Origin of the sequence: Xanthomonas sp. NCPPB 4467 (genome assembly GCF_041475665.2) — a bacterium.
Lineage (GTDB): Bacteria > Pseudomonadota > Gammaproteobacteria > Xanthomonadales > Xanthomonadaceae > Xanthomonas > Xanthomonas dyei.
Map to the genome: position 1 here is coordinate 2,798,375 of NZ_CM191260.1, position 19,379 is coordinate 2,817,753.

15 protein-coding genes are annotated in these 19,379 nt (G+C 64.3%); 5 read left to right on the forward strand and 10 right to left on the reverse strand.

Annotated features, from left to right (window positions below):
- Positions 1-131: 131 nt before the first annotated feature.
- Entirely contained in the window at positions 132-3,836 is a 3,705-nt protein-coding gene (locus ACCQ06_RS12240; RefSeq protein ID WP_372365808.1) for a PAS domain S-box protein, read from the forward strand.
- Positions 3,837-4,395: 559 nt separating this feature from the next.
- Here ACCQ06_RS12240 and ACCQ06_RS12245 read toward each other — a convergent pair.
- Together ACCQ06_RS12245 and ACCQ06_RS12250 are read right to left on the reverse strand one after the other, a co-directional pair.
- Positions 4,396-6,759, reverse strand: coding sequence for a Tex family protein (locus ACCQ06_RS12245; RefSeq protein WP_316685853.1), 2,364 nt, complete (start codon positions 6,757-6,759; stop codon positions 4,396-4,398).
- Positions 6,760-6,861: 102 nt separating this feature from the next.
- Positions 6,862-7,089 carry a hypothetical protein gene (locus ACCQ06_RS12250; protein WP_055854106.1) on the reverse strand — a complete coding sequence of 76 codons (228 nt, stop codon included), beginning with the start codon at positions 7,087-7,089 and terminating at the stop codon, positions 6,862-6,864.
- Positions 7,090-7,283: 194 nt separating this feature from the next.
- Between ACCQ06_RS12250 and ACCQ06_RS12255 the strand changes: the two genes are divergently transcribed.
- Positions 7,284-8,495 carry an NAD(P)/FAD-dependent oxidoreductase gene (locus ACCQ06_RS12255; RefSeq protein WP_228324808.1) on the forward strand — a complete coding sequence of 404 codons (1,212 nt, stop codon included), beginning with the start codon at positions 7,284-7,286 and terminating at the stop codon, positions 8,493-8,495.
- 193 nt (positions 8,496-8,688) lie between these two features.
- On the opposite strand, the gene ACCQ06_RS12260 is transcribed toward ACCQ06_RS12255, so the two are convergent.
- The 5 genes from ACCQ06_RS12260 to ACCQ06_RS12280 form a co-directional block, all read right to left on the reverse strand.
- Entirely contained in the window at positions 8,689-9,129 is a 441-nt protein-coding gene (locus tag ACCQ06_RS12260) for a hypothetical protein (protein ID WP_316685854.1), read from the reverse strand.
- A gap of 5 nt (positions 9,130-9,134) precedes the next feature.
- A complete protein-coding gene (locus ACCQ06_RS12265; protein WP_029219975.1) occupies positions 9,135-9,332 on the reverse strand; it encodes a PspC domain-containing protein in 198 nt (65 codons plus the stop codon).
- A gap of 105 nt (positions 9,333-9,437) precedes the next feature.
- Positions 9,438-10,514, reverse strand: a complete 1,077-nt coding sequence (locus ACCQ06_RS12270) for a class III poly(R)-hydroxyalkanoic acid synthase subunit PhaC (protein WP_316685855.1) — start codon at positions 10,512-10,514, stop codon at positions 9,438-9,440.
- On the reverse strand, positions 10,511-11,722 hold the full coding sequence (gene phaE / locus ACCQ06_RS12275; protein ID WP_316685856.1) for a class III poly(R)-hydroxyalkanoic acid synthase subunit PhaE: 1,212 nt from the start codon (positions 11,720-11,722) through the stop codon (positions 10,511-10,513). Before phaE ends, ACCQ06_RS12270 begins: the two co-directional genes overlap by 4 nt.
- Positions 11,723-11,777: 55 nt before the next feature.
- Positions 11,778-12,440, reverse strand: coding sequence for a CDP-alcohol phosphatidyltransferase family protein (locus ACCQ06_RS12280; RefSeq protein WP_316685857.1), 663 nt, complete (start codon positions 12,438-12,440; stop codon positions 11,778-11,780).
- A gap of 83 nt (positions 12,441-12,523) precedes the next feature.
- On the opposite strand from ACCQ06_RS12280, the gene ACCQ06_RS12285 reads away from it, so the two are divergent.
- A complete protein-coding gene (locus ACCQ06_RS12285) occupies positions 12,524-13,282 on the forward strand; it encodes a 3-hydroxybutyrate dehydrogenase (protein ID WP_316685858.1) in 759 nt (252 codons plus the stop codon).
- 221 nt (positions 13,283-13,503) lie between these two features.
- On the opposite strand, the gene ACCQ06_RS12290 is transcribed toward ACCQ06_RS12285, so the two are convergent.
- From ACCQ06_RS12290 to ppsR, 3 genes are all read right to left on the reverse strand, one after another.
- Positions 13,504-13,992 carry an NUDIX hydrolase gene (locus ACCQ06_RS12290; protein ID WP_228324812.1) on the reverse strand — a complete coding sequence of 163 codons (489 nt, stop codon included), beginning with the start codon at positions 13,990-13,992 and terminating at the stop codon, positions 13,504-13,506.
- A gap of 217 nt (positions 13,993-14,209) precedes the next feature.
- Complete coding sequence (locus ACCQ06_RS12295; protein ID WP_104615619.1) at positions 14,210-14,719, reverse strand: DUF1249 domain-containing protein; 510 nt, start codon at positions 14,717-14,719, stop codon at positions 14,210-14,212.
- Positions 14,720-14,921: 202 nt separating this feature from the next.
- Entirely contained in the window at positions 14,922-15,743 is an 822-nt protein-coding gene (gene ppsR / locus ACCQ06_RS12300; protein WP_104615680.1) for a posphoenolpyruvate synthetase regulatory kinase/phosphorylase PpsR, read from the reverse strand.
- A gap of 142 nt (positions 15,744-15,885) precedes the next feature.
- Here ppsR and ppsA point away from each other — a divergent pair, with 142 nt between their 5' ends.
- Together ppsA and ACCQ06_RS12310 are read left to right on the forward strand one after the other, a co-directional pair.
- Complete coding sequence (gene ppsA / locus ACCQ06_RS12305; RefSeq protein WP_316685859.1) at positions 15,886-18,264, forward strand: phosphoenolpyruvate synthase; 2,379 nt, start codon at positions 15,886-15,888, stop codon at positions 18,262-18,264.
- Positions 18,264-19,232 carry a mechanosensitive ion channel family protein gene (locus tag ACCQ06_RS12310; RefSeq protein ID WP_316685860.1) on the forward strand — a complete coding sequence of 323 codons (969 nt, stop codon included), beginning with the start codon at positions 18,264-18,266 and terminating at the stop codon, positions 19,230-19,232. The genes ppsA and ACCQ06_RS12310 overlap by 1 nt, the downstream gene beginning before the upstream one ends.
- Positions 19,233-19,379 lie beyond the last annotated feature (147 nt).

Sequence of the window (19,379 nt, forward strand, 5' to 3'; positions counted from 1 at the left end):
CTGCGGTTGCCACCGGAGCGGTTGTCACTAGAATCACCCATCGAAGATTTGCAGGTGGTTGCTGGATGGAGAATGCCGCCTCGCCGTTTGCCGGCCTGTTACCGGAGACGAGCGAAACTGCAGCATTGGTCGTGGCGTCCGCATGCGCCGACGACCCGCTGCTCTGCAGCAGTCAGGCACTGCGCACCGCGCTGTCGGTGTGTCTGCACGCACAGCACCCGATGCTGTTGGTCTGGAGTGAGCACGCACGCTGCATCTACAACGACGCCTGCATCGCGTCGTTCGGCCAACGGCACCCTGCTGCATTCGGCCAGCCGCTTGCGGAACTCAACGCGATCCCCGGGGCTGGCGACCTGCCCGGCGGCGCAGGCGCTGCATTGGATCTGTCGACATGGTCGTGCAGTCCTATCCTGGATGCCGGCAAGCAGGTAGGCGCGCTGTATGTGGCCACTGCGCCTGCACGCACTGCGCGCGAACGGCGTAGCGACGCGGTGTCGCTTGCAGCGCCGCCCGTGCTCGACCAAGCGCCGGCGTTCATGGCAGTGCTGCGTGGGCCTGACTACGTCATCGAAAGCGTCAACCAACGCTTCCACGATCTTGTCGGCGAGCGTCCATTGCTGGGCCGCCCCTTGCTGGAGGCGATGCCGGAGATCGCCGATCAAGGCTATCTCGGCCTGCTCGACGAGGTCCGTCGTAGCGGCCAGCCTTTCATCGGCGAATCGATGACGGCCTATCTGCAGCGCACACCCGGCAGCACGCTCGACGAAACGTTCGTCGACTTTCTGTACCAGCCGATGCGCGACAGCGATGGTCGCGTCGATGCGATTCTGGTGCACGGGTTCGATGTGACTGCGCAGCGACGCATCGAGAGTCGCGACAGTTTTCTGCTGATGCTCGAAGACGCCTTGCAGCATGTCTCGGACCCGCGGCACGTCATCGACACCAGCGTGCGCCTGCTTGGCGAACATCTGCAGGCCAATCGCTGTGCGTTCGGACTGGCGGCCGAAGATGGCAGCACCATGCATGTAATCAGCGACCATGTGCAGGACATGCCGAGCCTGCAAGGCGACTTCCCGATGGAAGTGGCCCAAGGCCTGCGCGATGCGCTGCTGGCGAACCGGCCGTGGTTCACCACCGATGCGATGGCGCCGGGTGCGCCGGACTATGTGGCCGAGCAGTATCGCCACTCCGGCTTGCGCGCGTCGTTGGCAATCCCGCTGCATAAACATGGCCGGCTGGTCGCGGCAATCGGCGTGCATCAACGCGCACCGCGACGCTGGTTGTCGACCGAGATCGAGCTGGTGCGGCTGGTGGCGGCGCGCTGTTGGGAGTCGATGCAGCGGGCCAAGGCGCAGCAGCAACTGGCCGCCAGCGAAGCGCGTCTGCGCCGGCTTGCCGACACCTTGCCGCAGATCATCTTCATCGCCGGGCCGGATGGGCAGCCGCACTACTTCAATCAACGCTGGTACGAATACACCGGGCTGGATCCGAGCGACAACGAGAGCGCCGCGTGGCATCGGGCCCACACCACCGACGGACTGCAGCTGTCGGTGCAGGCATGGCAGGACGCATTGTTCGACGCGCGCCCCTACGAGATCGAGTGCGAATTGCTGCGCCACGATGGCCAGGTGCGTTGGCATCTGGTGCGCGCCCTGCCCGTCCGTGGCGACGATGGCGGCATCAGCGAATGGATCGGCACCTACACCGACATTCACGATCGCCGGACCTTCGAGCAGCAACTGCGCGAGAGCGAAATCCGCTTCCGTGCGCTGTGCGAGATGGTGCCTGCCATGATCTGGATGTCAGACGCGCAAGGCGATTGCGTTTACTGGAACCCGCGCTGGTACCACTTCACCGGACAAGCCGAAGATCAGGCGCTGGATCAGGGCTGGTGGGATGTGATGCATCCGGACGATGCCGGACGCGTGCGGTTGGCGTTCGAACAGGCACTGGAACGGCACGGCGAATTTTTGGCCGAATACCGGGTGCGCCGCCACGACGGCCAGTACCGCTGGTGCATCGATACTGCCTCGCCGCATTTCGCCAGCGATGGGCGTTTTCTCGGGCATATCGGCTCGCTCACCGATATCTCCGAACGCAAGCACATCGAAGATGCCACCGCGTCCGACCGCGCAATCCTGAGCCTGATCACCACCGGCGCACCGTTGCCGGTGGTGCTGGATGCGATTGCCTTGAGCGTGGAGGCGCGCGGTGAGATTGGGCTGTATTGCTCGGTGATGGTGCTGGACGAGGTGCGGCATACCTTGAGCTTCGGCTCGGCGCCGCACTTTCCGCTTGCGTATCACGGCAACTTCGAGCCGGTGCCGATCGGTCCGGATGGGCCGCCTTGTTCGCGTGCCGCACATCTTGGCCGGCAGGTCATCTGTGCCGATCTCCAGGCCGATCCAAGCTTCGGCCCTCACCATGCGGTCTCGGCGATGCTGGGCATCGTGGCGTGCTGCGTCACGCCGATCTTGTCCAGCGATGGTCAGGTGTTGGGCACGCTCAACATCTACTACGACCGTCCGTATCTGCCCTCGCTGCGCGAACAGGCAATGGCGCGCTCCGCATCGCACCTGGCCGGCATCGTGATCGAGCGCACGCGCGTGGATGCCAAGCTCAAGCTGTCGCTGCAGGCGGAAACCACTGCACGCGGTCAGGCCGAACATGCCAGCCGGGTCAAAGACGAATTCCTGGCCACGCTCAGCCACGAATTGCGCACACCGCTCAACGCGATCCTGGGGTGGTCGCGACTGATGCAGTCGCAGAGCTTCGCGCCGGAGAACCTCACAAAAGGTCTGGTCATCATCGAGCGTAGCGCGCGCGCGCAGACGCAGATTATCGAAGACCTGCTGGATATGAGCGCGATCCTGTCCGGCAAGATCCGTTTGCAGTCCGAGCATTTCGACATTGCCGGGTTGGCGCACAGCACAGTAGAACTGATGCAGCCGGCCGCGCTGGCGCGCGACATTGCACTGGAACTGGATGCACCGGCTGGGAGCGAGCTGTGGTTCTTTGGCGATGCCGGGCGCTTGCAGCAGGTGCTCACCAATCTGCTCAGCAACGCGCTCAAGTTCACCGCACCCGGTGGCACCGTACGCGTGGGCCTGGATGCGGAGGACGGGCGCCTGCGGCTATGCGTGCAGGACAGCGGGATCGGCATCGCGCCGGAATTTCTGCCACACGTGTTCGATCGGTTTCGGCAGGCAGATGCCGGCACCACGCGTCGGGTTGGCGGACTGGGGCTGGGGTTGTCGATCTCGCGTCAGTTGGTGGACCTGCATGGCGGCAGCCTCGGGGCCTCCAGCGCTGGCGAAGGCAAGGGCGCGATGTTCACCATCGTGCTGCCGTTCCAGCATGGGGTCAGTGGCCTGCGCCCGCCTTCGGTGGAGTCGAGCCAGCATGGGCCACTTCCGGCTGATTGCCATGGGCGGCTGGACGGCGTGCGGGTGCTGCTGGTCGACGACGATCAGGATTCGCGCGAGGCGGTGCTGCAGTTTCTGCTATTTGCCGGCGCACAGGTGCAGGCGGCCGGCTCGGTGGATGCCGCCGAGCAATATCTGGCCGCTGCGGCATTCGATGTATTGGTCAGCGATATCGCGATGCCGCTGCGCGATGGTTACGACCTGATCCGCACCGTGCGTGCCGGTCGCGCCGATCTGCCACGGCATATTCCGGCAATCGCGCTGACTGCTTATGTGCGCGAAGAAGACCGCGACCGTGCGGTGGCGGCCGGTTTCGATGCGCATATGGGCAAGCCGGTGGAGCCCCCCGGACTGGTCGACCTGATCGAAGGCTTGGTGGTGCCGACGCGCGCAGTGCCGGGAAGGGCGTGAGATCGCCCGACGGCGGCTGATAAAAAGAATGCAGGCAGGGAGCAGGAAAAATGCCAATGCCCTGATCGCGAATGCAGAATTTCTTGCAGGAGCGCACCGTCTGATCGCCCGGCGCGCTTCAATTGCCGCCCGACTGCATTCCCGGCTGCATCTGCACAACGGGATTGGAGTCGTCGCGTCGCTTGTTGGATGCAGTCAAAAGCTCAGGTCGTCGAGGGCGTAGTGCCCTCGCCGATTGCGGGACACGTCGTGAATCCATTCGTGGCGGCATTCATGCCGACACAGGGTCCCGCAATCGGCGAGGACACCGCACCAGATTGGAACGTTGTTGAAAACATGCACACCGACCATTTCGACTGGTCCTTGCCCGCCCACCGTCGCGGGACCTTATGCGGCATGGATGCCGTAGAAGAGCCAACAAGGACGTCCTTGCGGCGTGTCCCGCGATGGTGGGCGGGCAAAGGCCCTGCTGTAACGTTGCAAAGCAGTCGCTCTACGACTGATCTGCAACGTTGCTGCCCAATCACTCGAAGGCAGTCGCTGCCCCAGGCAGCATGACTTAGCTGCGTTTGGCGCGGGCGAATGCGGCAGCCAGTGCGTTATCGGCCGGTGGCGCAGTGGTCCGCGGCTTGCTGTTGCCGGGTGCCGGCCCACGTCCACCGCCGTCGCGACGGCCCTGCCCCGGCCCGCCATTGCCGCGTGCATCGCGCGACTGCGCCGTGCCATCCGCCGCCGGCGGCGTGTCGGACAGGCGGCAGGTCAGTGCGATGCGCTTACGCGGCACATCCACTTCCAGCACCTTGACCTTGACGATATCGCCGGCCTTGACCACATCGCGCGGATCCTTGACGAAGGTGTCCGACAGCGCCGAGATATGCACCAGTCCATCCTGGTGCACGCCGATATCGACGAAGGCGCCGAACGCGGCCACGTTGCTGACCACGCCTTCCAGCACCATGCCCGGCTTGAGGTGCTTGATGTCTTCAATGCCCTCGGCGAATTGCGCAGCCTTGAACTCCGGACGCGGGTCGCGGCCGGGTTTTTCCATCTCTTTCAGGATGTCGCGCACGGTCGGCACACCGAACTGCGCATCGGTGAACAGCTCCGGCTTCAAGCCGCGCAGGAAACTGCCATCGCCCAGCAACGCCTTGATCGGCTTGCCGGTGTTGGCGACGATGCGCTCGACCACCGGATAGGCTTCCGGATGCACGGCGGACACATCCAGCGGCTCGTCGCCATCGGCAATGCGCAAAAAACCGGCGCATTGTTCGAAGGTCTTGTCGCCCAGACGCGGCACCTTGAGCAGATCCTTGCGACGCTTGAACGGGCCGTTGTCGTCGCGGTGGCGCACGATGTTCTCGGCCACCGTGCTGGACAGGCCGGAGACACGCGACAGTAACGCTGCCGAGGCGGTGTTGACGTAGACGCCCACGGCGTTGACGCAGTCTTCCACGCGCGCCTCCAGTGCCTTGGCCAGGCGATACTGATCCACGTCGTGCTGATACTGGCCCACGCCAATTGCCTTGGGCTCGATCTTGACCAGCTCGGCCAGCGGGTCCTGCAGCCGCCGTGCGATCGACACCGCGCCGCGCAGCGAGACATCCAGCTCCGGGAATTCCTTGGCGGCAAACTCGGACGCCGAATACACCGACGCCCCCGCTTCGCTGACCACGACTTTCTGCAACTTGGTCGCGCCGCACAACGCGATCGCCTCACCGGCCAGCTTGTCGGTTTCGCGGCTGGCGGTGCCGTTGCCGATCGCGATCAGCTCCACGTTGTACTGCATGCACAGCTTCTTGATCGTCTGCAGCGACTGGTCCCATTGCCGTTTGGGCTCGTGCGGGTAGATCGTCTCGGTCGCCACCAGCTTGCCGGTGGCATCGACCACGGCGATCTTGCAACCGGTGCGGATGCCCGGGTCCAGCCCCAGCACCACGCGCGGGCCCGCTGGCGCGGCGAGCATCAGGTCCTTGAGGTTGTCGCCGAACACGGCGATCGCTTCGGCCTCGGCCTTCTCGCGGGCCTGGTTGAACAGGTCCAGCAGCAGGTGCATGTGCAGCTTGGCGCGCCAGGTCAGCCGGCAGGCGTCCAGCAACCAGCGGTCGGCCGGGCGGCCCTGGTTGGAAATGCCGGCACTGCGCGCCACCCGGCCTTCGGCGTACTGATGTCCGGCTTCGGCATCGGTGCCCGGGTCCAGGTCCAGATACAGAAATTCCTCGCGGCGCGCGCGGAACAGCGCCAGCAAGCGGTGCGACGGAATTTTCGCCAGCGCTTCGGCATGGTCGAAGTAATCGCGGTACTTGGCACCGGCCTCTTCCTTGCCCTCGGCGACGCGTGCGCGGATCACCCCGTTGTCGTTGAGCCAGCTGCGCAGTTCGCCGACTAGCGCGGCATCTTCGCCCCAGCGCTCCATCAGGATCGCGCGGGCGCCTTCCAGCGCGGCCTTGATATCGGCAACGCCCTTGTCGGCGTCGATGAAGGCGGCGGCGGCCACCTCCGGCGCCTGCGTCGGGTCGGCCAGCAAGCCATCGGCCAACGGCTCCAGCCCGGCTTCGCGCGCGATCTGCGCACGCGTGCGGCGCTTGGGCTTGTAAGGCAGATATAGATCTTCCAGCCGCGACTTGGTGTCGGCAGCGGCGATCTCGTTGCGCAGTTCGTCGTTGAGTTTGCCCTGCTCGCCAATGCTGGACAGGATCGCCGCGCGGCGGTCTTCCAGCTCGCGCAGATAGGTCAGACGCGTTTCGAGGTTACGCAGCTGGGTATCGTCCAGGCCGCCGGTGACTTCTTTTCGGTAGCGGGCGATGAACGGCACGCTGGCGCCTTCGTCGAGAAGCGCGATGGCGGCGCGCACCTGGGCGGGTTGGGCACCGATCTCGTCGGCGATGGTGCGAGCGATCTGCTGGGCAAGCTGGCTATCGTGCATGGCGGCGCGGCATAAACCGCTTCACTGAAAAAAGCATTTTCGCAGTGTGGGCCCGCCACGGAAACCCGTTGACAGCGCCGCAGTAAACCTATGCCGCCGCGCTCAACTGGCGCGGTGCGCGTAATGGGTGGCGGCGCGCTCGACCAGAATGCTTTCGTGCATGGATTCCAGGGCCATGACACGGATCTTGCCGACGTTCTTCAGCGGCACCATGCGTTCCACATAGATCTCAGGGCCGGCGTCAGTCATTGCCCGCGACTTGCTGAACCCGTAAGGCACAACGCCCTTGTCGCCATCTTTGCTGCCACCGACGTACAGGACAATCGACATACCACACCCTCTTGCTTGTTGCAGTTGCTGCATTGGGGGGGAGCGAGCATAACGAGCGCGCCGTGAGGAGCTTTCCACGCACGTTAACGCCGGCTGTTTGCGGTTTGGTGACGGCCTCATGGCCGGGCGCGCCTCACGACCACTTCACCCCGCTTGGCCGTCCAATCCTGGTTCACCCGTTCTCACGACATCGCATGGACCTCAAAAGTGGCTACCCGTTCTGGTCGATCCGTAATGGATTGATGCGCGCCTATCCACGCCTGGAGCAAGACACCCAGGCCGAGGTCGTCATCGTGGGCGGCGGCGTGACCGCCGCGCTGATCGCGCACGACCTGCTGCGCAACGGGCATGAAGTGGTGGTGGTCGAACAGCGCGAGATCGGCTGGGGCAGTACCTCCGCCAGCACTGCGCTGTTGCAATACGAAATCGACACGCCAATGGTCGATCTGGCCAAACAACACGGCATGCCGGCTGCCGCGCTCGCTTACGGCGCCTGTGCGCAGGCCATCGTCGATCTGCAGGACCTGTGCGACAGCGTGGGTGGCTGCGACTTCACCCGCCAGGACAGCCTCTACTACGCCAGCCGTGCGCGCGATCTGAAAGACCTGCGGCGCGAGCTCGAGGCACGCCAGACCCATCGGCTGCCGGTGGAATGGGTCGAGCGCGAGGTGTTGTGGCACGACTACGGCGTGCGCTCCGACGGCGCCATCCTTAGCCGCCTGGCCGCCAGCGTCGACCCGTATCGGCTGTGCTATCGCCTATTTGCCGAAAGCGAGCAGTACGGCGGACGCATCTTCGATCGCACCACGATCGCTAGCATTGTCCCGCACGATCAGCACGTGGAATTACGTACTCAAGAAGGCGTCGTCGTACGCGCCAAGCACGTGATCATGGCCGCAGGCTACGGCAACCAGCAGTGGCTGTCGCAGCGCGTGGCACGTAATCGCAGCAGCTATGCCTTCGTCACCGACCCGCTGCACGACAACGAGATCGGCGCGCTCAAACACACCATGATGTGGGAGACCGCACGCCCGTATCTGTACGTGCGCAGCACGCCCGACGGCCGTGTCGTTGCAGGCGGTGAAGACGACAACGTGGACATTCCGGCGCGCCGCGATGCGCGCGTGGAAAGCAAATTGAAGACGCTGCTGAAGAAGATCGGCAAGACCATGCCGGACGTGCGTCTGCGCCCGGTGTTTTCGTGGGGCGGTACGTTTGCCGAAACCGCCGACGGCCTGCCGTTCTTCGGCGCGCATGCCGAGCAAGACCCGCGCGTCTTGTTTGCGATGGCCTACGGCGGCAACGGCATCACCTACAGCGCAATCGGTGCGGGCCTGCTGCGTGCGCAGCTGGAAGGCAAACCGCATCCGTTGTCTGAACTGTTCGGGTTCTCGCGATTGGGTTGAGAGCGGCTGCCGTGTTGCGATGCAGCCGCTGAGTGCGCTGCTGGCACCAAGAACGGCTGACAAACATCGCGAGCGATCGTCAGGAGAGCGTGGAGAACGCACTCAACACCGGGGTATACGCGCGGGATCCATGCCGCGCCGTCCAGGCGGTCAACGCAATCGTTTTGTTAGCCGCTCGAAGTTGATGTGATGGCTACGACCACCATGGCCACCAACCGCGGCCATGCATCGCGTACGCATCGGCCGCCCGTTCCAGCGGGTTGCGCACATGGATGCCGCCGCACATCAGATACACCGGCAGGAACAGCGGACCGAGCAGCATGTATTGATACACATGTGCGCGCTCGTGATCGCCCAGGCGCACCGGCGGATGCGCGCAGCGGCCGGCCGCGTGCGCGTATGTGCTGCATTGCAGATCCAGCGATGCGCCCTTGAGCAGGATCACATTACCCAAGGTCATCGCCCCGCCCGGCCCCCAGGGCCAGGCATGAAAGACAAGCGCGAGCTCGTGAGCCGACCAGCGCGGGCGGGCGCCCAAACAACTGCCGATGGCACCGATCAACAGGCCAAGCGCGGTGTTGGGCAGCGTCCACACGGCTCCCAGCACCAGCAATAGCGACGGGGCGTGCCGCAACGGGCTCAATCGGCCTGATTGGGGATCAGTAGCCACAGGATCAGGTAAACCAGGATGCCGGGGAACGCGGCCGAGGCGATCGAGACGATCACGAACAGAACGCGCAGCAGGGTGGAGCTCCATCCGAAACGACGCGCGATACCGCCGACGACGCCAGCGATCATGCGGTCATTGAGGGAACGGGACAGTGCAGTGGTGGCCATGGGAAGGCTCCTTGAAACGTAACGAGCAGTCTAAAAAGCCGGGCAGCAGCAGGCCGTGAGGGACGGCGCTGTGCGATCGCAGGCAGGCCTGCGCGGTTACACGCATCAGACGCTGCGGTCGCGCTCCTGCAGCCAGCGATGGATCGCCACCGGCACCTCGCGCTGGGCACGTCCGGACACATAAATGCCGATATGTCCGCCACGAAAACTCAGTTCGCTGTAGTCGTCACTGCCCACCAGCCCACGCAGTGCACGTGAGGCATCCGGCGGCACCAGATGATCGTGTTCGGCATAGATATTGAGCACCGGCATATCGACGTCCTGCAGATCCACCGCCTGCCCGCCGATGCTCACCTGGCCGGTGACCAACCCATTGCGCTGGTAGAACAAGGTCACGAATTCGCGGAACGCCTCGCCCGCCAGATCCGGCGAATCGAAGATCCACTTTTCCATGCGCAGGAAATCTTCCAGCGCCTGCTTGTCGTCGAGGATGTCCAGCAAGCCGACGTACTTCTGCAAATTGAGCCGGAACGGCTTGAGCATCAGGTAACTGGCGTTCATCAGATCCGCCGGCACGTTACCCATGGTGTCCACGAACAGATCCACATCCACCATGCGCGCCCAGTTGGACAGCATGTTGTCGGGAGTGTGGAAATCCACTGGCGTGACCATGGTGATCAGGTTGCGCACCTTGTGCCGTTGCAGCGCGGCGTAGCACAACGAAAAGGTGCCGCCCTGGCAGATGCCGAGCACGTCCACCGCGGCCAGCCCCGATTGCGCACGCAGGTGATCCACCGCGCCATCGATGTAGCGCAGCAGATAGTCCTCGAGCGTGAGATAGCGCTCGGAGCGGTCCGGGTAGCCCCAGTCCAGCACGTAGACATCCTGGCCGTGACTCAACAGGCCCTTGACCAGCGATCGATCGGCCTGCAGGTCCACCATGTACGGACGATTGACCAACGCATACACGATCAGCAGCGGCGTCTTGGCTACCGGCGCCTGCTCGCCGACAAAGCGATACAGCACCACCTTGCCGTCGCGCCAGATTTCTTCGCGTTCGGTGACGCCGTAGTCGACGTCTTCCACACCAGGCAGCAGCTTCAGGCCTTCGCGCAGCTTGCGTTGCAGCGACAGGGTTTCCTGCATCAGGTCTTCGGCGCTGAATCCCAACGGCCCTTTCATGCCTTGGCTCCACGTGGGGTGCGTGCGACCGGCTTGCTGCCGGACGCCTTGCCGGACGAGAGTTTCGATGCGGCTTTCGCTGTGGCGCTCTTTTTAATCGCAGGTGTTGCAGGTGCGCTCTTCTTGGGCCCAGCTTTTTTGGCCACGGTCTTCTTTACTGCACTGGTTGGAGCGGCCGGCGTGCGTGCAGCCGCAGCTTTGGGCGGCGCTGCGCGCTTGGGCGTGGACGAGGCCTGCGGATCGGCTGCCGTGGTGGCTTCGGCAGGCTTGGCAGCCGCCTTGGTGCCGGCGGCGGCGGCGGCGGTGCGCAGCATCCGGCGCACCGCGCGTTCCAGTTCTGCGATACGGCGATGCGCAGCATCCATCTCCGAACGCGTCGGCATCCCGAAGCGCTCGCTGAGCTGTTCGACCTCCTCCTGCAAGGCCGCGCGCAAGCGCATATGCGCGTTGGCAAACCCGCCGTACACGTCGCGAAACCGATCCGACAACGCGACGTCGGCATAGGACTCTTCGGCCGCCTCGATCCACAGATCGAACAAGGCGCGCGCGCTGGTCAGCTGGCTGCCGCTGCTTTCGTGCTCGCTCAACTTGGTGGTGAAGCGGGTGAAGGCCTGCTCGATCGCTGCCTTGAGTTGCTCGCCGTAGGCCTGCGACTGCGCCTGATAGTCCTGCTGCGCGCGGGCCAGTTTCTGCAGGCGCGCCTGATGATTGCGGTTCAATCCGAAGGCCGGCATGTCCAACCATGGCGCGTTCTCTTCGCGCCATTTGCCCAGGGCCTGCGCCGCCTGCTGCAGCCACGGGTCGAAGCCGCCGGGGCTGCCGCCGCGCAGCGAGCCCAGCGTCCACTGCATCAGTTGCTCGCCCTGCCCCTGCACGGCGCGCCTCCAGGCATCGGAGACTTCGTTGGCGGAGGTGTCGCGGCCGGCGAACTGCCCGGCCACCTGCTGCATGGTGCCGAACCAGCCGCCAGCCTGGGTGCGGAAGCGGTCGATGGCTTCCTGCGCCTGCGGCGCGGCCTGGGTCGGCATCAGCTGCGACCACCAGTACACTGCCTTTCTCCAGTCCTGCGGGGCGTCGCCGCCGGATGCCGGCGGTGGCTGCGCAGCGGAGCCAGACTGGCCGTGGCGCATGGCGTCTCCCCAGGCGGCCCAATACTGGCGTGCCTTGTCCTCGACATTGCCGTTGTCCGAACCGCTGCTTGCCATCATGCCCTCCTGTGACGATCCACCAAGCCATCCTACCGCGTGTGACTCAGCGTGCCGCTCAGGGCTTGGGGATCCGCAACGTCTTGCTGATCATCAGCGAGCCGGAGATGGCGAACAGCAGCACCAGCGGGTGAAACTGCCACGGCCCGAGCTGCCACTGGCCCCACCACAGGGTCTGCCCGATATGGCCGCTGCTGGCGGCGACCGCGAGCAGGATCACCAGCACCAGGCTGGTCGGAATCGGCGTGCCTTCGAAGTACGGCACCTTGTCGGCTTCGCCGGCGATCTCTTCGGCGGTGACGTTGTAGCGTGCCAGCCGGCTCACGCCGCAGCAGACGAAATAGCTCAGGACCAGCCAGTCCCAGCCGCCACGCATGCCGCAGGCATAACCCAGCGCCGCCGGCGCCACACCGAAGGAAATCACGTCGGCCAGCGAATCCAGCTCGCGCCCCAGGGTGGAAGACGCCTTGCGCCAACGCGCGACGTGCCCGTCCAGCGCATCGAACACGAACGCCAACGGGATCAGCGCCATACCCAGCAACAGGTCCCCACTGTGTCCTTCCTGCAGGAACCGCATCGCCGCGAACACTGCCCCAGTACCGCAGAAGGCATTGGCCAGCGTGAACCAGTCCGCAAGTTGGAAATCGCGCAGCATCGAAAAATGGCGTTTCATGCGGAACCTGATCAGAGCGAGGTGCGAAGGGTAACGCGCGCGCGCCATGCAGGCGACCGTTTGCCCGTCCTCCGCTAGGCTGGCGATCAGCGTGGCCGCTCCCGGCTGCGCATCACAGTGAAGGACACCCGATGCGCAGCATCCTGATCACCGGCGCGGGCAGCGGCATTGGCGCCGGCATCGCCACCCACCTGGCAAGCGACGGCCACCATTTGCTGGTCAGCGACATGGACCTGGCCGCCGCCGAGCACACGGCCCAGCGCGTGCGCGACGCCGGCGGCTCGGCCGAAGCACTGGTGCTGGATGTCACCGACGACGACAGCATTGCGCACGCGCTGGCCGGCGCCTCGCAGCCGCCGCAAGTGCTGGTGAACAACGCCGGCTTGCAGCAGGTCGCCGCGCTGGAAGACTTCCCGATGCAGCGCTGGGCCCTGCTGGTCGACGTCATGCTGACCGGCGCTGCGCGACTCAGCCGTGCCGTACTGCCGAGCATGCGCGCGGCAGGCTACGGGCGCATCGTCAATATCGGCAGTATCCATTCGCTGGTCGCCAGCCCCTACAAGAGCGCGTATGTGGCGGCCAAGCATGGCCTGGTCGGCCTGGCCAAGGTGATCGCACTGGAAACCGCCGATTGCGACATCACCGTCAACACGCTGTGCCCCAGCTATGTGCGCACGCCATTGGTGGAGCGCCAGATCGCCGACCAGGCGCGCACGCGCGGCATTGCCGAAGAGGCGGTGATCCGCGATGTGATGCTCAAGCCGATGTCCAAGGGCGCCTTCATCGAGTACGACGAGCTGGCCGGCACGGTGGCGTTCCTGATGTCGCATGCGGCACGCAACATCACCGGGCAATCCATCGCCATCGATGGTGGCTGGACCGCCCAATAATCGGACTGGCGAAATTTTGACCAGCCGGTGCGAGCGCGTTGCGCCGCAGGCGGCTTGCGGACTTGTCCACAGACTTGCGCAGCGTCCATCCACAGGGGATGTGGAAAACTGTGCGGGCAATCTCGCTTGACTGAGTGCGGAGATGGCCGAAGGCACGAGTGAGCCGGACGAGTGCGACTTGGCATGCCGGCGGCCCGGAGCGCGGCCCGCACGCCAGCGGATCAGACGCGCGAATAGCTCCACGATTGCATGCGCCCGTCGCGATACGGCATCACTCCATGAAAGGGGCGCGGGTCGCCATCGAACACCAGCGGCAGGAAGTTGCGGTCGCCCTCCCACATCGGCACCTGCTCCATCTGCGCGAGAGGCACCCACTCCAGCGTGCCTTCCGGGTTGGAGGTTTGGGGCGTGCCATCGAAGCTGCGGATCAGGAACACGAAGCCCAGCCAGTCCTCGCCCTGCTTGCCGAACCCGGGCCAGCTGATGGTGCCGCGCAATTGCATGTCGCCGCACGCGACGCCGGCTTCTTCGCGAATCTCGCGGCGCATGCAGGCCAGCACGTCTTCGTCCGGCTCCACCTTGCCACCGAGCCCGTTGTACTTGCCCAGGTGTTGATCGCCGGGACGGGCATTGCGATGGATCATCAGCACCTGCGTGCCGTCGGGCGACAACAGATAGCCAAGCGTGGCGACAATCGGGGTATAGGGCATGGCGCGCGATCTGCAACGAAGCGCATCAGTATGACCGATGACATGCGTCTAGCGTGGTGGCTAGCGGTGATTGGGCGCTATGCGGTCGTGCCTTGAACGACTCCGGTGAACGGTGCGCCAAGCCATCGGCAAGTTCCACCCGCATGCCGGTCACTGGCCATTTCTGGCTAACAGCCGCGCTCGCTAACGATGCGCACGCGCCATCTACCTACTGCACTTAACCGACAACCACCTGCGGGCTGGGCCGCGGCGGCGCAACGTAGTCGGTGTCCAGCCGCAGGGTGGCGACGCCATGGCCGCGTTCGGCCAGGTACTCCAGCCACTTGCCCAGGAAGGTATTCATGCGCATGCGGTGACTGATCAGCTCGGCCGGCGGCGGGAACATCCCCATCACATCCTGCCAGCGACGGCCCACATAACAATGCGTGGTCTCGGCCTGACGCGCATCGCGGTACAGACGCACATACGCAGACGGATCCGGCTCACCGGTCACCGGGTCGCACAGGTCGTAGGTCAGCCGCAGCTCGACGGTGTAGCGATGGCATTCGATCACGTCCAGCCGCAGGTTCAGCCCATCGCCGATCGAGGACACATACGAGCCAGGCGCCAGATCGGCCGGCGCGAACAGCCGGGTGAGATGCTGGAAGTTTTCTGCGTACAACCCCATCAGCCAGCCGAACCGGCTCAGGCGGGGGATGATCTCGAGTTTGCTCAATGCTTGGGCCATGCGCCGATCCTACACGCTGCGCTGCCGCACGGGCAGCATTGACGAGGGCCCAATGGCAGGCCTACCTTGGCGGAGCCCTGCCCCGCCCGCTTGATTTTTCTTGGGCTGCCAGCAAGCCGTCAGCCGCGTCGCGACAGCTCCCCGGATTGTGGACGCGCAGCTTGCTTGCCCGATCCCGAATCCCGCCCGGCGAATCCCGGCCTCAAAACATCTCGCGCTGCAGCCCCAAGGTCGACAACACCTTGCTGGAGATTTCTTCGATCGAGGTGTTGGTGGTGCTCAGCGTGGGGATGCGCTCCATCTGGAACATGCGCTCGGCGGTTGCGACCTCGCGGCGGCAGGTTTCTGCCGCGCTGTAGCGCGAGTTGGCGCGGCGCTCCTGACGGATCTGCTGTAACCGTTCCGGATCGATGGTCAGGCCGAACAACTTGTTGCGGTAGTTGCGCAACCGCGGCGGCAACCGTTCGCTTTCCAGATCTTCTTCGGTCAACGGATAGTTGGCGGCGCGAATGCCGTAATGCAAGGCCAGGTAGATGCAGGTGGGCGTCTTGCCCGCCCGCGACACCGCCACCAGGATCACGTCGGCCTCGTCGTAGTTGAGCGCAATGCCGTCGTCGTGACTCAGCGCGAAGTTCATCGCATTGATGCGGCGGTGGTAAGTCTCGAAATCGACCATGCCGTGCGCACGGCCCACGCGCGAGTGTCGCGGCGCGTTGAGCTCGCGCTCCAGCGGCTCGATGAAGGGCGCGAACACATCCAGCATCAGCGCACCGCTTTCGGCCAGGATCATGCTCAGCTGCGGATCGACGCACGAATTGACCACCACCGGGCGCACTTGGTAACGCTCGCCGGCAGCGCGCACCCGCATCGCGGCGTCGCGCGCTTTTTCTGCATCATCAATGAACGACATGCGGTCTGTGACGAAGTTGAAACCGCTGAACTGGGTGAGCAGGCTATGCCCAATCGTTTCAGCGGTGATACCGGTTCCATCGGAGACGTAAAACACCGGCCGGATTGTTGACATCAAGACCACCTCTTTGAACTAGTGTCCAAAACTTACGGGTTCATGCTTGTGCAGGTTCCGCTGTGCACTGCATCATAGCGGCTTCTTCCTACGGTCGCGGCCATTCAGCCCGCTCGGGCGATGGCCTTACGGAGCATCGCGCTTGAACGAGAATATCCTGTGGTTGCATGAGCTACGCCTGGTCGATCTGGCCCGCGTAGGCGGTAAAAATTCCTCGCTCGGCGAGATGATCGGCAACTTGGCCGGGTTGGGCGTTTCGGTTCCCGGTGGATATGCGACCACTGCCGAAGCATTCAAGGACTTCATCGCGCACAACGATCTGTCCAAGCGGATTTTCGACAAGCTCGCAACGCTGGACGTCGAAGACGTCACCGCCCTCACTGCGGCCGGCAAGGAAATTCGCGGCTGGGTGATCGATGCGCCGCTGCAGCCGGAACTGGACCGCGACATCCGCACCGCTTACGAACAGCTGTGCGCAGAGAACGGCGGCGGCGACGTCGCCGTGGCGGTGCGTTCTTCTGCAACGGCGGAAGACCTGCCGGACGCCTCCTTCGCAGGCCAGCAGGAAACCTTCCTCAATGTGACCGGCGCCGACGATGTCGTGCACAAGGTCAAGGAAGTGTTCGCTAGCCTCTACAACGACCGCGCGATTGCGTACCGCGTACACCATGGCTTCAAGCACGAGGACGTGTTCCTGTCGGCAGGCGTGCAGCTGATGGTGCGCTCGGGCGTCGGCGCGGCCGGCGTGTTGTTCACGCTGGACACCGAGTCCGGCTTCCGCGATGTGGTGTTCGTCACCTCCAGCTTCGGCCTGGGCGAAATGGTCGTGCAGGGCGCGGTCAATCCCGACGAGTTCTACGTCTACAAGCCCACGCTCACGGCAGGCAAGCCGGCGATCCTGCGTCGCTCGCTCGGCAGCAAGGCGATCCGCATGGTCTATTCGGATGTGCCCGGCGAGCGCGTACGCACCGAAGACACCCCGGTGGAGCTGCGCAATACCTTCTCGATCAGCGACGAAGATGTGCAGGAGCTTTCCAAGCAGGCGCTGGTGATCGAAAAGCATTACGGCCGCCCGATGGACATCGAGTGGGCCAAGGACGGCGTGAGCGGCAAGTTGTTCATCGTGCAGGCGCGCCCGGAAACGGTGAAGTCGCGCAGCCATGCCACCCAGATCGAGCGCTTCTCGCTCGATGCCAAGGACGCCAAGATCCTGGTCGAAGGCCGCGCGGTCGGCGCCAAGATCGGCAGCGGCGTCGCGCGCGTGGTGCGCTCGCTGGAGGACATGAACCGCGTGCAGGCGGGCGACGTGTTGATCGCGGACATGACCGACCCGGATTGGGAGCCGGTGATGAAGCGTGCATCGGCGATCGTGACCAACCGTGGCGGCCGTACCTGCCACGCGGCGATCATCGCGCGCGAGCTCGGCGTGCCGGCCGTGGTCGGCTCGGGTAACGCCACCGACATGATCAGCGACGGTCAGGAAGTGACGGTGAGCTGCGCCGAAGGCGATACCGGCTTTATCTACGACGGCCTGCTGCCGTTCGAGCGCACCACCACCGACCTGGGCAACATGCCGCCGGCCCCGCTCAAGATCATGATGAACGTGGCCAACCCGGAGCGTGCCTTCGACTTCGGTCAGCTGCCCAACGCCGGCATCGGCCTGGCGCGCCTGGAGATGATCATCGCCGCGCACATCGGCATCCATCCGAACGCGCTGCTGGAGTACGACAAGCAGGATGCCGACGTCCGCAAGAAGATCGACGCCAAGATTGCCGGCTACGGCGACCCGGTGAGCTTCTACATCAACCGTCTGGCCGAAGGCATCGCCACCTTGACCGCCTCGGTGGCGCCGCACACGGTGATCGTGCGGTTGTCGGACTTCAAGTCCAACGAGTACGCCAACCTGATCGGCGGCTCACGCTACGAGCCGCACGAAGAGAACCCGATGATCGGCTTCCGCGGCGCCAGCCGGTATGTCGACCCGTCCTTCACCAAGGCGTTCTCGCTGGAGTGCAAGGCGGTGTTGAAGGTGCGCAACGAGATGGGCCTGGATAATCTCTGGGTGATGATCCCGTTCGTGCGGACGCTGGAAGAAGGCCGCAAGGTCATCGAGGTGCTGGAGCAGAACGGGCTCAAGCGAGGCGAGAACGGGCTGAAGATCATCATGATGTGCGAGCTGCCGTCCAACGCGCTGCTGGCAGATGAATTCCTGGAGATCTTCGACGGCTTCTCGATCGGTTCCAATGACCTGACCCAGCTGACCTTGGGCCTGGACCGCGATTCGTCGATCGTGGCGCATCTGTTCGACGAGCGGAACCCGGCGGTCAAGAAGCTTCTGTCGATGGCGATCAAGTCGGCGCGCGCCAAGGGCAAGTACGTGGGCATCTGCGGCCAGGGGCCGTCGGATCACCCGGAACTGGCCGAGTGGTTGATGCAGGAAGGGATCGAGTCGGTGTCGTTGAATCCCGACACCGTGGTCGATACCTGGCTGCGTCTGGCCAAGCTCAAGAGCGAGAGCTGATGGGACTGTTGGGTGCAGTGATGGCAGCAGCTGCGGGAGCAGCTGCTGCAACCACCAAAACGGTAGCCGCCGTCCCAAAACAGCCGACGGGATGGGACAAGGTCGACTGGGCGCAAATCCTGCTGAACTGGGGAGTTGCGCTCGTCATTCTGGTCGTGGGCATGTGGCTGGCAAAGCAGCTGAGCCAGTGGCTGCACCGTGCTTTGACCCGTGCGCGCATCGAAATCACGCTGACCAATTTCCTGCGCAATGTGGTCTACGCATTGCTACTGGTATTGGTGTTCGTCAGCGCGTTGAGCAAGATCGGCGTACCGCCGACCTCGTTGATTGCGGTGCTCGGTGCGGCGGGCCTGGCAGTCGGTCTGGCGTTGAAGGACTCGCTGTCCAACATCGCCGCCGGCGTCATGCTGATCGTGCTGCGGCCGATGCGCGATGGCGACCATGTGGCGATCGCGGGCCAGGAAGGCATTGTCGATGAGATCCGGATCTTTCAGACCCGTCTGCGGACCTTCGACGAGCGCATGATCACCCTGCCCAACAGCACCATCACCACGGCGCCCATCATCAACTACAGCACCCTGCCCAACCGCCGCCTGGAAGTGACAGTGGGCGTGGGTTACCAGGATGATCTGAAAAAAGCGCAGCAGTTGTTGCTGCAGATCGCCAAGGACAATCCGAACGTCCTGGATTCACCCGCACCGTTCGTGCAGGTGACCAACCTGGGCGAGAGCACGGTGGATCTGATGTTGTTCGCTTACGCCACCAATGGCAATTTTGGTGCGGCCAAGAGCAGCACGCTGGAGCAAATCCGCAACCAGCTGCTGGAAAACGGGCTCAACATTCCGTACCCGCAGCGCGACCTGCATGTTTATCACCACGATGCCGATGGCAAGCCGATCTCGGATCTGTTGCGCAAGGGCATCGCCGACGACGGCGACCTGACCAAGGGGCCGCCGTTGGCGCGCTGAACGTCTGCGTCATCTGTAAAAAGCAAAAGGCCGCATCGAAAGATGCGGCCTTTATGTTGTGTCACCGCGCGCTGCGATGTTCCTGCGATTACGAAGGTTGCCTTGGCGCCTTGGCGCTGGCGCGACGGACTGCCGACGCGCGAAACA